At 65.3% G+C, this 18,113-nt stretch carries 15 protein-coding genes; 2 read left to right on the forward strand and 13 right to left on the reverse strand.

All coding sequences use genetic code 11. The features are described 5' to 3' along the window. Window positions 1–119 precede the first annotated feature (119 nt). From serS to GA0061099_RS19100, 10 genes are all read right to left on the reverse strand, one after another. Entirely contained in the window at window positions 120–1,451 is a 1,332-nt protein-coding gene (gene serS / locus GA0061099_RS19055) for a serine--tRNA ligase (RefSeq protein ID WP_036028231.1), read from the reverse strand. Between the two features lie 218 nt (window positions 1,452–1,669). Beyond that, on the reverse strand, window positions 1,670–2,482 hold the full coding sequence (tatC, locus tag GA0061099_RS19060) for a twin-arginine translocase subunit TatC (RefSeq protein WP_036028233.1): 813 nt from the start codon (window positions 2,480–2,482) through the stop codon (window positions 1,670–1,672). Further along, window positions 2,479–2,973 (reverse strand): Sec-independent protein translocase protein TatB, encoded by a 495-nt coding sequence (gene tatB / locus GA0061099_RS19065; protein ID WP_036028235.1) that lies wholly within the window; start codon window positions 2,971–2,973, stop codon window positions 2,479–2,481. Before tatB ends, tatC begins: the two co-directional genes overlap by 4 nt. A gap of 90 nt (window positions 2,974–3,063) precedes the next feature. After that, complete coding sequence (locus GA0061099_RS19070; protein WP_036012762.1) at window positions 3,064–3,297, reverse strand: twin-arginine translocase TatA/TatE family subunit; 234 nt, start codon at window positions 3,295–3,297, stop codon at window positions 3,064–3,066. Window positions 3,298–3,462: 165 nt separating this feature from the next. Then, the gene (gene scpB, locus GA0061099_RS19075; RefSeq protein ID WP_036028237.1) at window positions 3,463–4,218 is read right to left on the reverse strand and encodes an SMC-Scp complex subunit ScpB; all 756 of its coding nucleotides are present in this window, start codon (window positions 4,216–4,218) and stop codon (window positions 3,463–3,465) included. Window positions 4,219–4,239: 21 nt separating this feature from the next. Then, window positions 4,240–5,079 carry a segregation and condensation protein A gene (locus tag GA0061099_RS19080; protein WP_036012765.1) on the reverse strand — a complete coding sequence of 280 codons (840 nt, stop codon included), beginning with the start codon at window positions 5,077–5,079 and terminating at the stop codon, window positions 4,240–4,242. After that, complete coding sequence (gene nagZ, locus GA0061099_RS19085) at window positions 5,076–6,104, reverse strand: beta-N-acetylhexosaminidase (RefSeq protein WP_036028239.1); 1,029 nt, start codon at window positions 6,102–6,104, stop codon at window positions 5,076–5,078. Before nagZ ends, GA0061099_RS19080 begins: the two co-directional genes overlap by 4 nt. Window positions 6,105–6,150: 46 nt before the next feature. Next, window positions 6,151–7,701 carry an SPOR domain-containing protein gene (locus GA0061099_RS19090; protein WP_074448025.1) on the reverse strand — a complete coding sequence of 517 codons (1,551 nt, stop codon included), beginning with the start codon at window positions 7,699–7,701 and terminating at the stop codon, window positions 6,151–6,153. Window positions 7,702–7,841: 140 nt separating this feature from the next. Next, a complete protein-coding gene (gene argS / locus GA0061099_RS19095) occupies window positions 7,842–9,632 on the reverse strand; it encodes an arginine--tRNA ligase (RefSeq protein WP_036028247.1) in 1,791 nt (596 codons plus the stop codon). A gap of 9 nt (window positions 9,633–9,641) precedes the next feature. After that, on the reverse strand, window positions 9,642–10,850 hold the full coding sequence (locus GA0061099_RS19100; RefSeq protein ID WP_036028249.1) for a deoxyguanosinetriphosphate triphosphohydrolase: 1,209 nt from the start codon (window positions 10,848–10,850) through the stop codon (window positions 9,642–9,644). Window positions 10,851–10,960: 110 nt separating this feature from the next. Here GA0061099_RS19100 and erpA point away from each other — a divergent pair, with 110 nt between their 5' ends. Next, window positions 10,961–11,290, forward strand: a complete 330-nt coding sequence (gene erpA / locus GA0061099_RS19105) for an iron-sulfur cluster insertion protein ErpA (protein ID WP_024342679.1) — start codon at window positions 10,961–10,963, stop codon at window positions 11,288–11,290. 5 nt (window positions 11,291–11,295) lie between these two features. On the opposite strand, the gene GA0061099_RS19110 is transcribed toward erpA, so the two are convergent. Continuing rightward, window positions 11,296–13,605, reverse strand: a complete 2,310-nt coding sequence (locus GA0061099_RS19110; protein WP_036028252.1) for a hybrid sensor histidine kinase/response regulator — start codon at window positions 13,603–13,605, stop codon at window positions 11,296–11,298. A gap of 157 nt (window positions 13,606–13,762) precedes the next feature. Here GA0061099_RS19110 and xth point away from each other — a divergent pair, with 157 nt between their 5' ends. Then, a complete protein-coding gene (xth, locus tag GA0061099_RS19115) occupies window positions 13,763–14,560 on the forward strand; it encodes an exodeoxyribonuclease III (protein WP_036028256.1) in 798 nt (265 codons plus the stop codon). A 15-nt stretch (window positions 14,561–14,575) separates the two neighbouring features. Here xth and GA0061099_RS19120 read toward each other — a convergent pair whose 3' ends face one another. Together GA0061099_RS19120 and ilvD are read right to left on the reverse strand one after the other, a co-directional pair. Continuing rightward, window positions 14,576–15,403: a tetratricopeptide repeat protein gene (locus GA0061099_RS19120; protein WP_057029289.1), complete on the reverse strand. Its 828-nt coding sequence runs from the start codon at window positions 15,401–15,403 to the stop codon at window positions 14,576–14,578. Continuing rightward, entirely contained in the window at window positions 15,390–17,111 is a 1,722-nt protein-coding gene (gene ilvD, locus GA0061099_RS19125) for a dihydroxy-acid dehydratase (RefSeq protein ID WP_036012786.1), read from the reverse strand. Before ilvD ends, GA0061099_RS19120 begins: the two co-directional genes overlap by 14 nt. Window positions 17,112–18,113: the final 1,002 nt, after the last annotated feature.

Raw genomic sequence — 18,113 nt, forward strand, 5'->3', positions numbered from 1 at the left:
GAACGGAGGGTTCGCGTGGACGGGCCGGCAGGATAGCCGGCCGCCCGATCTTCGCAACGCGATTCTCGTCATGCCGCGTTTTCGGACGCGAACCGGTGCCCACTTCGCGGGAAAGCGCTTTAGTCGCGCGCGATCACCTTCAGCCCGCCCATATAGGGCTGGAGCACGTCCGGGACCGCGATCGAGCCGTCCTCCTGCTGATAGGTTTCCATCACGGCGATCAGCGCGCGGCCGACTGCGGTGCCGGAGCCGTTCAGCGTGTGCACGAAGCGCGGCTTGCCGTCGGGCCCGCGCGAGCGCGCATCCATGCGCCGTGCCTGGAAGTCGCCGCAGACCGAGCAGCTCGAGATCTCGCGGAACGCCCCGCCCTCGCCCTGCCCGGGCATCCAGACCTCGATGTCATAGGTTTTTTGCGCCGAGAAGCCCATATCTCCTGCGCAGAGCGTCATCACACGGTAATGCAGGTCGAGCTTCTGCAGCACCTGCTCGGCGCAGGACAGCATCCGCTCCAGCTCGTCCTTGCTCACTTCCGGCGTCGTGATCGAGACCAGTTCGACCTTGGTGAACTGGTGCTGGCGGATCATGCCGCGAGTGTCGCGCCCCGCCGCACCCGCCTCGGCGCGGAAGCATGGCGTCAGCGCGGTCAGCCGCATCGGCAATTGCTTCTCATCGAGGATGGATTCGCGGGCGAGATTGGTGAGCGACACTTCGGCGGTGGGGATCAGACCGAGGCGCTCGGTCTTCAGCCGCTCATGGTCCGGCGAGGCGAGCAGCTCGCCCTTGATCGCCCAGAACTGATCGTCCTCGAATTTCGGCAATTGCCCGGTGCCGAACATCACCTCGTTGCGCACCAGGAGCGGCGGATTGATCTCGGTGTAGCCGTGCTCGGTGGTGTGCAGATCGAGCATGAACTGGCCGATGGCACGCTCGAGCCGCGCCAGCCCCTTCTTCAGCACGACGAAACGCGCGCCGGAGAGTTTTGCCGCCGCTTCGAAATCCATGTAGCCGAGCGCGGTGCCGAGATCGTCATGCAGCTTCGGCGCAAAGCCATAGTTGCGCTTGTTGCCGAACACGTGATGCTGCACGTTGCCGTGCTCGTCGAGACCGTCGGGCACGTCCTCGAACGGAATGTTCGGGATCGCGGCCAGCTCTTTGGTCAGCTCATCGTCAGCGGCTTTTGCCGCCGCTTCGAGTTCGGGCATCGTGGTCTTGAGCTCGGCGACCTCGGCCATCAGCTTCGACGCACGCGGCTCGTCCTTGGCCTTCTTGGCATCGCCGATTTCCTTCGAAGCTGCATTGCGCCGCGCCTGCGCCTGCTCGGAGGCGAGGATCGCCGCACGCCGCTTCTCGTCGATCGCGAGCAGCGAGACCGACATCGGCTTCAAACCGCGCCGTGCGAGGCCGGCGTCGAAGGCTTGCGGATTGTCGCGGATCGCTTTGATGTCGTGCATGGCTGTGGTCCTGGATCAGCGCGTAAATAGTCAACGTTTATGCCGACAACTTACATTGGCGCGCTTTCCCCTAGCATTCTGTCATCGCCCGTGAAAGCGGGCGATCCAGTATTCCAGAGACGTCAGTGTTTCCCCGAGGGGCCGCGGCGTACTGGATTCCCCGCTCCAGTGCGCAATTGCGCACAAGGCGAGGAATGACACCGGTGGGCTTGGTCGCCCTACTCCGCCGGATTGGCCGGCGTCGACACGTCAGTGCCGGTGGCAGCCTGTGCGGCGGCCGCTTTCCTCTCCACCATCGCCACCGCGAGGATCGAGCCCTCGTAGAGCGCCATCAGCGGAAACGCGAGGGAGCACTGGCTGAGCACGTCGGGCGGCGTCAGCACGGCTGCGATCACGAAGGCCATGACGATGAAGTAGCGGCGCTTCTCGCGCAACATCGTCGAGCTGACGATGCCGATCCGCCCGAGCAGCGTCAGGATCACCGGCAGCTGGAAGGCGATGCCGAAGGCGAAGATCAGCGACATCATCAGCGACAGATATTCGCCGACCTTGGGCAGCAGCTGGATCTGCGCGGTCTCGTCGCCGCCGGTCTGCTGCATGCCGAGCGAGAAGCGCACCAGCATCGGCAGCACGACGAAATAGACCAGCGCCGCGCCGAGGACGAAGAAGAACGGCGTCGCGACCAGATACGGCAGGAACGCCTGCTTCTCGTGCTTGTAGAGCCCGGGCGCGACGAACTTGTAGATCTGCGTCGCCACGATCGGGAACGAGATGAAGCCGGCGCCGAACAGCGCGAGCTTGAGCTGGGTGACGAAATATTCGAGCAGCGCCGTGTAGATGAATTTCGAGTTCTCCGGCCCCGCAATCCACACGAACGGCCAGACAAGCACGTTGTAGATCTGCTTGGCGAAGAAGAAGCAGAAGATGAAGGCCAGGCCAAAGCCGAGCAGCGCCTTGATCAGCCGCGAGCGCAGCTCGATCAAATGGTCCATCAGCGGGGCTTTGCTGGCCTCGATATCGGCGTCGGTCATGACGCTTTGGCGTCCTTGATCGCTTCGGATGGCGCGGTGTCCTGCGCAACCTCTGCCTGTTCGACCTCACGGGTGATCGCGAGCGGCTCGTTCGCGGCCGCATGCGCTTCGGCTTCCATGAAGGTCGACGGCGTCGGGGTCTCCGGTGTCGTGGGCGTGACGGGCGGATCGATGGCAGTAGCGGCCGGCGTCTCGGCCGGCTTGTCCAGCGCATCGATGCGAAGCGCGTCGCTCACGTCCTTCTGGAGCGAGCTCATCGGATTGAAACCCGTGGCGGCTTCCTTGACCTCGTCGAAGCTTTTCTTGAGGTCGGCCATCTCGGCCTCACGCATCGCCTCCTGGAACTGGCCCTGGAATTCGGCCGCCATCTTGCGCGCCTTGCCCATCCACTGCCCGACCGTGCGCAGCACGCCCGGCAGCTCTTTCGGGCCGATGGCGATCAGGGCCACGACCCCGATGAGGACCAGTTCACTCCACCCGATGTCGAACATGAGGTCTTCCGTTCACGCGAAGCCGGAGCCGGCCCAATCCCTTGCGCGCAGGATCGGGCCGCTACCCGCGTCTCGCGTGCTTCTTCCGGCTCAGACGGCCTTGCTGCCGACGTCGGACCGTGTCGCGGTCGGCGCAGCATTGTGCTCGATCGACTTCGCCGGCTCGGGCTTCTCGGCAGCCTTGTCGTCGTCCTGCATGCCCTTCTTGAACGCCTTGATGCCCTGAGCCACGTCGCCCATCAGATCCGAAATCTTGCCGCGGCCGAACAGCAGCAGGACCACTGCGATCACCAAGATCCAGTGCCAAATGCTGAGTGAACCCATCCTGCAACCCTCCAAACGCGCATGGCCGGGGACCCGGCCGATCTCACCGAAACCTAGGCTTGGCAGACCTCAAAAACAAGGACCAAGGCAGCGCCAATTCGCTGTCGGCGCTACGCAATCTTGCTAGTGTTAACTGGTCGCAGGGGCCCGTATTTCGCCGGTACGTCAGTCCTCGGCGCCGCCTTCGCCGCCACCCTCATTGCCGCCTTCTGGCGGGCTCTCAGGCTCGACCGCAGGCGCAAGGGCGAGATCGAGGTCATCGCCCGGTTCCAGCGGATCCTCGTCCTCCCGCAGGGCCGGATCATCCGACGGCGTCGGCACGCTGAACCCGGTGGGCAGACGCGAATCCAACAGTCCCGTCCCCTTCAGCTCTTCCAGGCCCGGCAGGTCGCCGAGCTGTTCCAGGGTGAACTGCGACAGGAACTCCTCGGTGGTTCCGAAGGTTAAGGGCCGGCCCGGTGTCTTGCGCCGGCCGCGCGGCTTGATCCAGCCGGTCTCCAGCAGCACGTCGAGCGTGCCCTTCGACGTGACGACGCCGCGGATCTCCTCGATCTCGGCCCGCGTCACCGGCTGGTGATAGGCGATGATCGCGAGCACCTCGATTGCGGCCCGCGACAGGCGGCGGGTCTCGGTGCTCTCCCGCGTCATCAGCCAGGCCAGATCGCCCGCGGTGCGGAACGTCCATTTATTGGCGACGCGAACGAGATTGACGCCGCGCGAGGCATAATCGGCCTGCAACTGCTCGAGCGCAGCCTTGACGTCGACGCCCTCGGGCATGCGCTTGGCCAGCGTCGCGGTGTCCAGCGGTTCATTCGAGGCGAACAGCAGCGCCTCCAGCAGCCGCAACTCCTCGGGACGCGCCTGGGATTCGTTCTCCATCGGCTCGGCCTCTTCTACCCGCACTTCAGCCAGGCTTGCCATGGCAGATTCTCCTTCTTGCACTTAAGCGACCGGCGCATCAGGCGCAGGAGCTGCGTCCGGGACCGGTTTTGGGCGCCCCTTCCGGAAATAGATCGGCGCAAACGCTTCCTTCTGATTCAGCTCGAGCTGACCTTCGCGCACCAGTTCGAGCGCGGCGGCAAAGCTCGAGGCGAACACCGTCGCGCGCTGCGTCGGGTCGGCGACATGCCGGATCAGGAAGTCGTCGAGAACACCCCAATCGTCCTGCTCGGTGATGCTGCCGACCAGCCGCTCCAGCGTGGCGCGTGCTTCGGCGAGCGACCACACCGTGCGCTTGGCCAGATGCACGCTCGCCAGCACGCGCGACTGGCGTTGCGCGGCATAGGCGGTGAGCAAATCATAGAGCGTGGCCGTGTATTTCGGGTGCTTGATCTCGGCGATGTGCTCGGGCTCGCCACGCGCGAAGATGTCGCGCTGCAATTGTGGCCTGTTCATCAGCCGGTTGGCGGCTTCGCGAATGGCTTCCAGGCGGCGCAGCCGGTTGGCGAGCGCCGTCGCCATCTGCTCGGCGCTCGGGCCTTCCGCGCTCGGCGGCTCCGGCAGCAGCAGGCGCGACTTCAGGAAGGCAAGCCATGCGGCCATCACCAGATAGTCCGCGGCGAGCTCCAGCCGGATCTTTCGCGCGGCTTCGATGAAATGGAGGTACTGGTCGGCGAGCGCGAGAATCGAAATCTTGGCGAGATCGACCTTCTGCTGCCGCGCCAGCGCAAGCAACAAATCGAGCGGGCCCTCATAGCCCTCGACGTCCACCACCAACGCCGGCTCACCCTCGGCGAGCTCTGCGGGCCGCCCGGTTTCGAACGATAGGATTTCTGCAGTCATGCCGATGCCGTGTTTGCCCGTGCGATCAATGCATCCAGTTCGGCGCGTGCGGCCACGCGGTCGAACGGCTGCGGCGGCTTGCGTGCGGCGAGCGCGGCGTTCGCCCGCTCCAGCGCCCCACCGGCCAGTTCAGGTGTCTCGCCGGCGACGTCGCGCATCTCCTCGATGTTGCCGTTGCAATGCAGGGCCACGTCGCAGCCGGCCGCGAAGATCGCGCGAGTCCGCTCGGCGATATTTCCCGACAGCGCGTTCATTGACACGTCATCACTCATTAACAAACCCTGGAACCCGATTGCGCCGCGAATCACGTCAGCAATCATTGTCGCAGATGTCGTCGCCGGATGGGCGGGGTCGAAGGCGCTAAACACAACATGTGCAGTCATCGCCATCGGCAGATCAGCCAGCGGTTTGAATGCGGCGAAATCGGTCCGCTCCAGCTCGTCCCGGGGCGTGTCGACGGTCGGCAGCTTGAAATGGGTGTCGGCGGTGGCGCGGCCATGCCCGGGAATATGCTTGAGCACCGGCAGCACGCCGCCCTGCTCCAGGCCCTCGGTGACTGCACGGGCGATCGCCGCGACCTTGCCCGGCTCCGTGCCGTAGGCCCGGTTACCAATGACCGCATCGGCGCCCGGCACCGGCACGTCGGCCAGCGGCAGGCAATCCACGGTGATGCCGAGATCGGCGAGATCGGCTGCGATCAGGCGGGCACTGAGGCGCGCCGCAGTGAGCCCGAGGGCCGAATCAGTGTCGTACAAATTCGCGAATACGGCCCCCGGCGGATAAACCGGCCAGTGTGGCGGCCCCAGCCGCTGCACCCGTCCCCCCTCCTGGTCGATCAGGACCGGCGCGTCGGGGGCCTTCGCGACCGAACGCAATTCTGCAACCAACGCAGCAACTTGTGCTGGTGTTGCGACATTACGCTTGAACAGGATGAAGCCCCATGGGCGTTCGGCACGGATAAACTCCCGCTCGGCGGCGGTCAGTTCCGTTCCGGATACGCCGGTAATGAAGGCCCGCGTGCTCATAACGGCCGATTAACTCTGCCCCGCGAGGGGGTCAAGGAAACGACCGTTAATTCCTCTGGACGAAGCAGGCAGACAGGCCTGCGGACTTCAGATTGTTGCAGGCTTGCGTCGCTTCCTCGGCCGAACCATAGGGGCCGGCGAAGGCGCGGTAGACGACTCCCTTGCCCTTGTCGGTGAGGTCGACACGCTTGATGACGGGCGAACGGGAGCCGAGCACGCTGCCGTATTTGCTCTGAAGCACCCGGTAGGATGCGGCGGCGCTATCCTCGCTCTGCTGCGAGGAGACTTGCACGATGTAGCCGCCACCGCTGCTGGTGGGCGCGATCTGCGTCGGGTTGGTCGCAGCTATCCGCTGCGGCGGCTCGGCCGACGGGGACGATTGCGGCGCCAGCGACATCGGCTGGTTGGCGCTGGCATTGGCCGAGGTCGGCGGATTGCGCGGCGCGGCGGGCGCAACCGGCGCGGCAACGGGCTTCGGCGCCGCGGGCGCCGGCTTGGCGGCGGCCGATTGCGGCACGGCGCTATCGGTCTGATCGCCCTTCACCGCAACGGTCCTGATCGCGCGCGGCGAATTGTTCGGCAGCGTGCCGTTGCTCGGGCTCGGACCCGCGCTCGGCGGCGGCACGGTGGATGGTGACACGCTCGCCACCGAGGGCGGATTCGCATTCTGGTTCAGCGGCGGGAACACCACGCGCGGCCCGCCCGCCTTGGCGTTGACGTCGACGGGCGCCTCCTCGCGCGGCACGATCTTTTCAGTGCCGTCACCGCTGACCATGCGATCCGGCACCTTGGCCGCGGAGTCCGTCGGCGCCGGCACGATCTTGGTCGGGGTGTTGTCGGCCTTGATGATCGGCGGCTCGCCGCTGCGAGGCGAGCCGATATAGGTCTTGTAGGCGAATGCAGCACCGGTGCCGAGCACGGCAAGCGCCAGGATCGCCGCGACCGTCATCATGCCGCCGCGCTGCTTCTTCGGCTCCTCGACCTCGTCCTCCGGATAGTCGCTCTGGTCGGCGTAAGGGTCGTCGGGATAGGCCGGCTCGCGCTGATAGTCCTGCTCGCCTGTCTCCAGCCGACCATAGAGCGCATCGTCGTAGCGCGACGGATCGGGCTGCGCATACGGCTCCTGATAGGATTGCTCCTGGTAGGCCTGACCATGCTGCTGATAGGCCTGCTCCTGATGAGCCTGATCTTGATGAGCCTGATCTTGATAGGTGTCCTGATAGGCCTGGGGCTGATAAACGACAGGCTCGGGCGCGGCAGACTTGGCGGCGTAGCGATGCAGCGGGTGGACCGGGCTTACGGTGACCGGATAGTCAGGCTCCGGCGCGGGTGCCGGCTGCGGTTGCACGTTGGCACGCCGCATCCATGAGGGCGGCGACGGTGCCTGCTCCGCGTAGTCCTGCTGATCATCGAGCTGGCGGTAATCGTGGTCCTGATAGCTCTGGACCGGCGGACGCGACTGCGCTGCAAACGGATCGGTCTGCCCGATCAGACGGGCGAGCTCGGCCAACGGATCGCTATCCGCCTTCCCATGCTGGTCGCCGCCGCGACCATAGTCATCGGAAGGAAACGGTCTGTCCTGATATCGTTCGGCCATCGTGATGATGCGTCCCTTCGGGAAAGCCGCGCGCCCCTCGACCAAGGCACGGCTTTCAACCCACAAGGCTTTCAACCAAGTCTAAGCGATCCGGCTTCTGCCGGTTACCCCCGAATTCCCCTTAAGTAGTTCGCCCCAAACTACCGCATCTCGTCCGGGGCATGGACGCCGAGGATGGCGAGGCCCGATGCCAGGACCGAGACGACGCCCTGGACCATTGCCAATCGCGCCTTTGTAAGATCTGCATCATTATTGATAATGAAGCGTAAATAGGGCAAATCGCGCCCTTTCGTCCAAAGTGCATGAAATTCGCTGGCTAAATCATAGAGATAAAAGGCAATTCGGTGCGGCTCATGGGCCGCGGCGGCAGCTTCCAGCATGCGCGGATAAATTGCGAGGCGCTTAAGAAGATCGAGCTCGACGGGGTCCGACAGCCGTTCCACCGCCGACTCAGCGAGCCATGCGATCCGCGCGCCGGCATCCTCCGGGAGTTCCGGGAACACCTCGGCGCGAGCATTGCGGAAGATCGAGTGACCGCGAGCATGGCCGTACTGGACGTAGAACACCGGGTTGTCGCGCGACTGTTCCATGACCTTGGCGAGGTCGAAATCGAGCACCGCGTCGTTCTTCCGGTACAGCATCATGAAGCGGACGGCGTCCTGGCCGACTTCATCCACCACTTCACGTAAGGTGACGAAGTCCCCGCTCCGCTTGGACATCTTCACCGGCTCGCCGTTACGCAAGAGCTTCACCAGCTGGACGATTTTGACGTCGAGCGATCCCTTGCCCGAGGTCGTCGCTTTCACCGCCGCCTGCATGCGCTTGATGTAGCCGCCATGATCCGCGCCCCAGACGTCGATCATCTCGGCAAAGCCGCGGTCGAACTTATTCTTGTGGTAGGCGATGTCGGAGGCGAAGTAGGTGTAGGAACCATCCGACTTGATCAGCGGACGATCGACGTCGTCGCCGTAGGCGGTCGCCCTGAATAGCAGCTGCTCGCGGTCTTCCCAATCCTCGACCGGCGCGCCCTTCGGCGGCGGCAGGCGGCCTTCGTAAATGTCGCCCTTGGCCTTCAGGAAGTCGATGGTCTCCGCAACTTTGTTGTTGCCGGTCTCGATCAGGGAGCGCTCGGAGAAGAACACGTCGTGGCGGATGTTGAGGGCGGCGAGATCGTCCTTGATCTCGTCCATCATCATCGCGATGGCCTTGGCGCGCACGGTCGGCAGCCACTGGGCCTCGCTCATCGCGAGCAGCTTGTCGCCATGCTCCGTCGCCAGCGCCTGCCCGACCGGCTTGAGGTAGTCGCCGGGATAGAGCCCTTCCGGGATCGCGCCGATGTCCTCGCCGAGCGCCTCGCGATACCGCAGGAAGGCCGAGCGCGCGAGCACGTCGACCTGGGCGCCGGCGTCGTTGATGTAATATTCGCGCGTGACGTCGTGACCGGCGAACTGGAGCAGGCTGGCCAGCGCGTCGCCGAATACGGCGCCGCGGCAATGGCCGACATGCATCGGCCCGGTCGGATTGGCCGACACGTATTCGACATTGACCTTGGCGCCGCCCCGGATGCGGCCGTAATCGGCGCCTTCGCGCAGCACCGTACGCAGCGCCTCGGCCCAGGCGGCCGGCTTCAGCGTCAGATTGATGAAGCCGGGACCGGCGACATCGACCCTGGCGATGAGCGCGTCGGCACGCAGCCGTTCGGCAATCTGCTCGGCGAGATCGCGCGGCTTTGCCTTTGCCTCTTTCGCAAGCACCATGGCGGCGTTGGTCGCCATGTCGCCATGGGAGGCATCGCGCGGCGGCTCGACGACGACGCGGGAGAAATCGATGCCCTCGGGCCAGCTGGAATCCGCCGCAAGCGCGCGGCAGGCGCCGTGCACGCGTGCGAGCACGTCGGCGAACAGATGCAGCGATGAGGATGTCTGGGGCATGGCCGCCGCCTAACGCAAATCCGGGGTCGAGTCAAAGAGCCGCTGGTGCTCGGTCAGGGCGAAACGGTCGGTCATTCCGGCGATGAAATTGCCGATCCGACGGGCCCGGTCGCCCTCATCGTCCGCCTCCGACCCCAGCAGCCATTCCGGCGGCAGCTCGCTGGGGGATTTCAGGTATTTTGCGAACAGGTCAAACAGGATCTGCTCGGCCTCGCCCATCACCCGCATCACCCGCGCGTGGCGGTACATGTGCTGGTACAGGAAGCGTTTGATGGCGGCCTCTTCCTCGGCCACTTCGGCGGGGAACGCGACCAGCGCCCGGCTCTGCCGGCGGACATCCTGGGCCGATTGCGGCTTCACGGCCGCGAGGTTCTTCCCTGTCTCCGCAAACACCGCTCCGATCAGGTGCGAGATCAGCTCGCGCACCAGCTCAGCACCGCGCCGGACGTCTTCAAGATCGGGATAATGCGCCGCAGTCTCGGCGATGATCTCCGCCGTCAGCGGCATCACCTTGAGATCGTCGAGCTGGAACAGGCCGGCGCGCAGACCGTCATCGATGTCGTGGGCATCATAGGCGATGTCGTCGGCGATCGCGGCGACCTGCGCCTCCAGCGAGGCGAAGCTCCACAATTCGAGATCGTAGGTCTTGACGTAGTCGGCGATCCCGACGGGAACGCCATGCTCGCGGTAGCCCCCGACCGGGGCGCCGCTGCGGTCGGTCAGCGGACCGTTATGCTTGACGATGCCTTCCAGCGATTCCCAGGTCAGGTTGAGCCCGTCGAACTCGGGATAGCGGTGCTCGAGCGAAGCCACGACGCGCAGCGTCTGGGCATTGTGGTCGAAGCCCCCGAACGCCTTCAGACAGGCGTCCAGGGCCCGCTCGCCGGCATGCCCGAACGGCGGATGACCGAGATCGTGCGCGAGCGCCAGAGTTTCGGTGAGGTCCTCGTCGAGCCCGAGCTGGCGGGCCAGCGCGCGGGCGATCTGGGCCACCTCCAGCGAATGGGTCAGCCGGGTGCGGTAGTGGTCGCCCTCGTGGAACACGAACACCTGGGTCTTGTACTTGAGGCGGCGGAACGCGGTGGAATGGATCACCCGATCGCAATCGCGCCGGAACGGGCTGCGAGTCCGGCTCGGGGGCTCGGCGACCAGTCGGCCGCGGCTGCGATCGGGGTCGCAGGCATAGGGCGCGCGGGGGGCTGCCATTCCGACGGACACGGCGAATTTAGTCCCTACCCATTTGATTCTGCGTATGGTGGCACTTAACTATGTCGGGCGCGGGATACCAAATGAATTGGGTATGACGCCGGGACTATTGGAGACCAGCAATGACGACTGCCGTGACCATCAGCGACCGGGCCGCACGCCGGATTGGGGAGATCCTCAAGGGCGAAGGCTCGGGCGCGATGCTGCGCATTTCGGTCGAGGGCGGCGGCTGCTCCGGCTTCCAGTACAAGTTCGACATCGACCGCGCCCGCACCGACGACGATCTCGTGATCGAGCAGGACAATGCGGTGGTGCTGGTCGATTCCGCCTCCCAGCCGTTCCTGGCGGGGTCGCAGGTCGATTTCGTCGACGACCTGATCGGCGCCTCGTTCCGCGTCAACAATCCCAACGCCACCGCGTCCTGCGGCTGCGGGACGAGCTTCTCGGTCTAGCGCACCTACGCGCCCGTTATCTGCCTTTCCTCCTCCGTCCAAGCCACCTCGACCGGCATCAACGTCGGCTGGAGCGGTGCGTCCTCCGACATGACGTGACCGTCCAGCGCCCGCAGGAGCGCTCCGACCAGTGCCGGCTTGCGCAGCGGCTTGGCCAGGAAGTCCGACATGCCGGCTTCGCGGCAGATCTTGATGTCCTCGGGGAAGGCGTTGGCGGTCAGCGCGACAATCGGCAAGGCTTCGAAGCGCTCGCCTTGCGCGCGGATCGCGCGGGTGGCGGCGAGCCCGTCCATGTCGGGCATGCGCACGTCCATCAGCACGACGTCGTAATTGCCCTCGCAGGCTGCCGCGACGGCTTCGGTCCCGTCGGTGACGACACGCAGCTCGATGTCGAATGCCCCCAGCATCTTGCTCACGACCATGCGGTTGACCGCATCGTCCTCCGCGACCAGCACCTTCAGCGGCCGGTCGAGACCGGAGATCCGGGCCTGGAGCTCGTCGGCTTCGTCGCGGCCGCCAGCCTGATCGGACGCCTGCGCCTGGCTCCAGGGCAGGACCAGCGTGAAGCGGAAGGTCGAGCCCTCTCCCGGCGTCGAGATGACGCCGATCGTGCCGCCCATCTGCTCGATGATCCGCCTGCTGATGGCAAGGCCGAGGCCAGTGCCGCCGAAGCGGCGGCTGATCGAGGCATCAGCCTGGGCGAAGTCGCTGAACAGCAGGTCGAGCTTGTCGGGCGCGATACCGATGCCGCTGTCGGTCACCGTCCATTCGACGGTCGCCAGCAGGTCGCGCCGCGCCTGGCAGGTCGCCGATATCGTCACCTCGCCTTCGTCGGTGAACTTCACCGCGTTGGAGGCGAGATTGAGCAGCACCTGGCGGATGCGCGCGGCGTCGCCGCGGAGCGTCGGCGGCAGGTTCGGATCAAGCTCGACCTTGACCGTGAGCCCCTTGCTCTTGGCGCTGGCGCGCACCACGGTCGCAACCGTCTCGACCAGCGCCCGCGGCGCGAAGTCGATCGCCTCGAACTGGAAGCGGCCAGCTTCCAGCTTGGAGAGGTCGAGAATGTCGTTGAGGATGCGCTGGAGGTTGTCGCCGGACTCGCGGATCGTGGTGACGGCCTCGCGCTGCTCCGGATCGAGCCTGGTTTCGAGGAGCATGCTGGCAAGACCGAGCACGCCGTTCATGGGCGTGCGGATCTCGTGGCTCATCACCGCCAGGAAGTCTGACTTGGCGCGGCTTTCGGCCTCGGCCTTTTCCGCGCGCCAGCGCTCGGTGACGTCGCGCCCGAAGCCGCGATAGCCCAGGAAATGACCGTCACGATCATGGGCCGGCTTCGCCGTCAGCGACCACAGCCGGGCCTCGCCGCCGGCGACGACCTTGAGATTCATCTCGTGCAGCGGCTCGGCCTGCTCCATCAGGCCGACGATGTTGTAGGCCGCTGACTTGTCCTCGGGGCAGAGCATGTCGAGCACGTCGGCGAACTGCGCGCCTTTCAGCAGCGGAAGCGGCAGCTGCGCGACGTCCGCGAAGCGTTGCGGCACGTCGACGAGGCGTCCCTCGGCATCGGTCTGCCAGAGCCAGTCGCTGGCGTTCTCCTGAAAATCCTTCAGCAGCAGCGAGATGATCTCGGTCTGGCGCTCGAGCTCGAGCTGGGCCTTGAGATTGCCGAGGAAGAGGTTGCCCTGGGAGACGATGTTGCGCGCCATGAAGAATGCGAACAGCAGCAGGAACACGGCGGTCACCAGATATGGGCCGGTGCCGCACAGGAGCAGCGCACCGGCGCAGGCGATCGTCATGGTCGCGAGATAGACGAGGCCCGCGCGCGGGAAGGTCGAGAGCGTGAAAGCGCCGCCGGACATCATGCCGACCATCAGGCAGGCCAGGAGCAATTGACTGGTCGGCTCGATGCGGCTGAACAGAGCGAGCGGCAGCGCGCCCCAGATCGCGGCGAGAAAAAACGCCTGCCGCAGCATCTGCCGCGCCGCGTGCGGCGATGTCTCCTGCGGCGGGTTCTGATGCGACTTGTGCCACGCGCGCACCGCGAGCGAAGCGGTGGCGGCGAGCGTCAGGCCCCAGATCGCGAGGAAGTCGTTCCAGCCCCTGCCCCAGAACAGGATCAGCACGATGGCGACGTTCAACATCGTCACGGCCATCGTCACGGGGATCAGCTGGGTCACCGCGTCGATCTGCTTGGCGCGGATGCGGCGGATCTCGCGCTCGCTGAGATCGGCGGTCAGACCGTCCTCGATCTCGAAGCCGCCGAGCCAATACAGGAACGCGCCGATCAGGCCGTCACGCGGCTGAGTTCGATTCATCGCCTTGTCCGGCCATCCATCCGAGGAACCTCTTGACGATCAATGGCCTGCGGCCTGCTTAAGCCGGGTTAATTTTGTGGGAGATTTTGCGGCCGGCTTGACGGGTGCGTTTGCATTTTGTTCTAACCAAGACCCCCCCCCGCCCGGAGCCCTCCCAATGCCCATCAGAGTAGCCACCTGGAACGTGAACTCGGTCCGGCAGCGGATCGATCTGCTCCTGACCTGGCTGAAAGAGTGCCAGCCGGACATCGTCTGCCTGCAGGAGATCAAGTGCGTCGACGAGGCCTTTCCGCGGCTGGAGATCGAGGCACTCGGCTACAACGTGGTGACGCACGGGCAGAAGACGTTCAACGGCGTCGCCCTGCTGTCCAAGCTCAGGTTCGACGAGACCAAGTCGGGCCTTGCCGGCGACGACGAGGATAGCCATGCCCGCTTCCTCGAAGGCGTGGTCACGCTGAAGCGAGGGGTGCTGCGCATCGCCTGCCTCTATCTGCCCAATGGCAATCCGGTCGGGACCGATAAATATCCCTACAAGCTCAAATGGATGTCGCGGCTTCTTGATTATTCGAAGGAGCGACTCAAGGAGGAGGTCCCGCTGATCCTGGCCGGCGACTTCAACGTCATCCCGCATGCCCGCGACGTGCACAATCCGGCCGCCTGGACCGAGGACGCCTTGTTCAAGACCGAGACGCGCGAGAGCTTCCAGTCCCTGCTCGGCCTCGGCCTCAGCGACGCCTTGCGCGCCGTCACCGACGAGGGCGGGCTCTACACGTTCTGGGACTACCAGGCCGGGGCCTGGCAGAAGAACCAGGGGCTGCGGATCGACCACCTGCTGCTGTCGCCGCAGGCCAGCGACAAGCTCGCCAATGTCGGCATCGACAGCTATGTGCGCGGCTGGGAAAAGCCGTCGGACCACGTGCCGGTGTGGGCGGATCTGGATCTCGAGGCGGCTTAAGGCCGCCTCAGCCGATCACTCCCGACGCCCCTGCACCCATTGCTCCAGCATTTGCAGGGCCATAGCGCGGTCGTCGTCGGAGGCCTTGGCGAAGGCGCGGTTGTAGCTTTCCTTGATCCAGACCTCGTCGGCACCGGCGCTGTCGCGCGCCAGCGTCAGCCACATCAGGCCGCGCGCGGCCTGCCGCGGCAGGCGGTCGCCGTTGAACAGCATCTGGCCGAGCAAGGCCTGGGCCTGGTGCTGGCCCTTCTGCGCGGCGAGGCCAAGCCAGCGCGCGCCATAGCGGTAGTCCTCGCGCGAGGCGTCCGGGGTCTTCAGGTACAGACGGGCGAGGTCGTACTGCGCGTCCGCGTTGCCGAAATAGGATGCGGCATAGGAGAACATCTCGCGGGCGCGGTCCGGGTCGGCCTTGACCTTCGAATTCGGGATGCCGGCCAGATAGTAGCGGCCGAGGGCGACGAAGGCGTTGGCCACGATCTGCGCCTGCGGCGCCGACGGGCTGTCCTCGGCATGCGCGTTCGCGATCCGGCTGAAATATTCGAAGGCACGCAAATCGTCCTGGGCGACGCCGTCGCCGTTGGCGTACATGCGGCCGAGCTTCCACTGCGCGATGGGGTGGCCGCCCTCGGCGGCATATTGCAAGGCGCTGAGCGAGGTTTCCTGGGTCGCGACCTGCGGCGGAACCTTGGTGCGCACCGCACCCGCAGCGCCGGGCAAGGTCGTCACGACCGGGATGGTGGCGTCCTTCGGGTTGACCGGCGCACCGTCGAAGCCGAACGCCGGCGCGGCCAGCGCAGCCGCCCCCAACACAAACGCAACTGTGGCACGCCTAAATGTCCGCATAGCACTGTTTCTCGTGCGCGCCGCCCGGATGGGTCACTGCCCCCCCGACCGCCGGTCCAACCTGCTGAGCATATTTCCAGAGCGCACCCGACGTGTGGTTAGTCGCGCGGGCGCTCCATTTGGTTCTGCGCTGGGCGAGCTCGGCGTCGCTCAATTTTACGTTAAGAGTACCGGCCACCGCGTCGATCTCGATGACGTCGCCGTCCTCGAGCAGCCCGATCGGGCCGCCGACCGCCGCCTCCGGCCCGACATGGCCGATGCAGAAGCCGCGGGTGGCGCCGGAGAAGCGGCCGTCGGTGATGAGCGCGATCTTGCCGCCCATGCCCTGGCCGGTCAGCGCTGCCGTGGTCTGGAGCATTTCCCGCATGCCGGGACCGCCCTTCGGCCCCTCGTAGCGGATCACGATGACTTCGCCTTCGCGGTAGGTGCGATTCTGGACCGCCTCGAACGCGTCCTCCTCACGGTCGAAGCACCTGGCCGGACCGGTAAACCTGAGGTTGGACATTCCCGCGACTTTCACGATCGCACCTTCTGGCGCCAAATTGCCCTTCAGGCCGACCACACCGCCTGTCACGGTGATGGGCTTGTCTGCCGGGTGCACCACGTCCTGGTGCGGATTCCATTTCACGCTCTTGAGGTTTTCGGCGATCGTGCGGCCCGTGACGGTAAGGCAATCACCGTGCAGGAAGCCGTTGTCGAGCAGCGTCTTCATCAGAAGCGGTATGCCACCTACTTCAAACATGTCTTTGGCGACATAACGGCCACCCGGCTTCAAATCCGCGACATATGGTGTCTTTTTGAAGATTTCAGCGACGTCGAACAGGTCGAACTTGATGCCGACCTCGTGCGCGATCGCAGGCAGGTGCAGCGCAGCATTGGTCGAGCCGCCGGATGCAGCGACCACGGCGGCCGCATTCTCCAGCGCCTTGCGGGTAACGATGTCGCGCGGCCGGATGTTCTGGGCGATCAGGTCCATCACCTTCTCGCCCGCGGTCATGCAGAAGGCGTCACGGATTTCATACGGTGCGGGGGCACCGGCCGAGTAAGGCAGCGCGAGGCCGATCGCCTCAGACACGGTCGCCATGGTGTTGGCGGTGAACTGCGCGCCGCAGGCGCCGGCCGAGGGACAGGCGACGCGCTCGATCTCGTCGAGGTCCTCGTCCGACATGGCGCCGACCGAATGCTTGCCGACCGCCTCGAACATGTCCTGCACGGTGACCTGCTGCCCGCGGAAATTGCCGGGCAGGATCGAGCCGCCATAGATGAAGATCGAGGGCACGTTGAGGCGGACCATCGCCATCATCATGCCCGGCAGCGACTTGTCGCAGCCGGCGAGCCCGACGAGCGCGTCATAGGCATGGCCGCGCACGGTCAGCTCGACCGAATCGGCGATGCATTCGCGCGACGGCAGCGAGGAGCGCATGCCGTCATGGCCCATGGCGATGCCGTCGGTCACGGTGATGGTGCAGAATTCGCGCGGCGTGCCGCCGGCGGACGCGACGCCTTTCTTCACCGCCTGCGCCTGACGCATCAGCGCGATGTTGCAGGGAGCAGCTTCGTTCCAGCACGAGGCGACGCCGACGAAGGGCTGGTGGATCTGCTCGGTGGTAAGACCCATGGCGTAGAAATAGGACCGGTGCGGCGCGCGCGCAGGGCCTTCCGTCACGTGACGGCTCGGCAGCCTTTGCTTGTTGATCTTCGCGCCCATCGCAACCAGCTTGTCCGGCCAACCCTTTCAGACCCGAAAAATCAGAGCCAAGATTTGAATCGACCTTGGGATTTTCTCGTCGCCTTCGAAGACCGCCACTGCCCTTAAAACATTAGAGCGATTTTATTCATGTTCGGGTGTGGCCAAAAAGCGGCGGCGATGCGAACCGCCGGTGATAAGGGTTAAATCCGATGTGGGTGTTGCACAGACAGCACAATCGTTACCGGGAAGACACGGGTTTGCTTACGGCGATACCTCGCTAAAGTGACGATCCACAACCTGAGATCTTTCGGAAGGCACAGAACATCCACTCTGGACGACAGGCGGGGCATTCCCGAAGTGAGTCGGCGGCAGCCCCACGCGAAGCGATGCGCATCGCTCGTGTCCCGGACAAGTTGCAACGCGCGGGGCGTTGCGGCGCAGAGCCGGGACCCAGGGCGACATGGTACGGCGCAGATGGATGGGCCCCGGCTCGGCAGCGCATCGTCGAACCGGACGATGCTTCGCATCGCCGGGGGGACGCTGCGCTGCGTCCGGGGCACGAGAGAGTAGCGCTCGCTCTCTCCTCCTCGTCATTGCGAGGAGCCCTTGCGACGAAGCAATCCAGAATCCCGCCGCGGAAAGATTCTGGATTGCTTCCGCCTTCGCCAAAGGCTTCGGCGGACAAGTCGCTGCGCTCGCAATGACGGAGTGTGAGGCGACGCTGCGTTCTCCAAGTAACACTGTCATTCCCCCCGAAGGCGGGGAATCCAGTACGCCGCGGCCTCTCGATTCAATCACTGGCGTCTCGGAGTACTGGATCGCCCGGTCAAGCCGGCGATGACACCGAATGTGTGGACGCAGACGTGCGTACTCGGCCTCGCGGCTGCTTCGCCCGAGCTTTGCTTCGTCTCGCCGCCCTCAGATGCAAGAGGGCGCAGGGAAGGCCGGGTGCCGGCGGCACCCGCGGTCCGCTGCGCTAGAGCACACGCAGGAAGAACCGCACAGCAGCATACAGGTGAA

The organism is Bradyrhizobium yuanmingense, assembly GCF_900094575.1.
GTDB classification, from domain to species: domain Bacteria; phylum Pseudomonadota; class Alphaproteobacteria; order Rhizobiales; family Xanthobacteraceae; genus Bradyrhizobium; species Bradyrhizobium yuanmingense.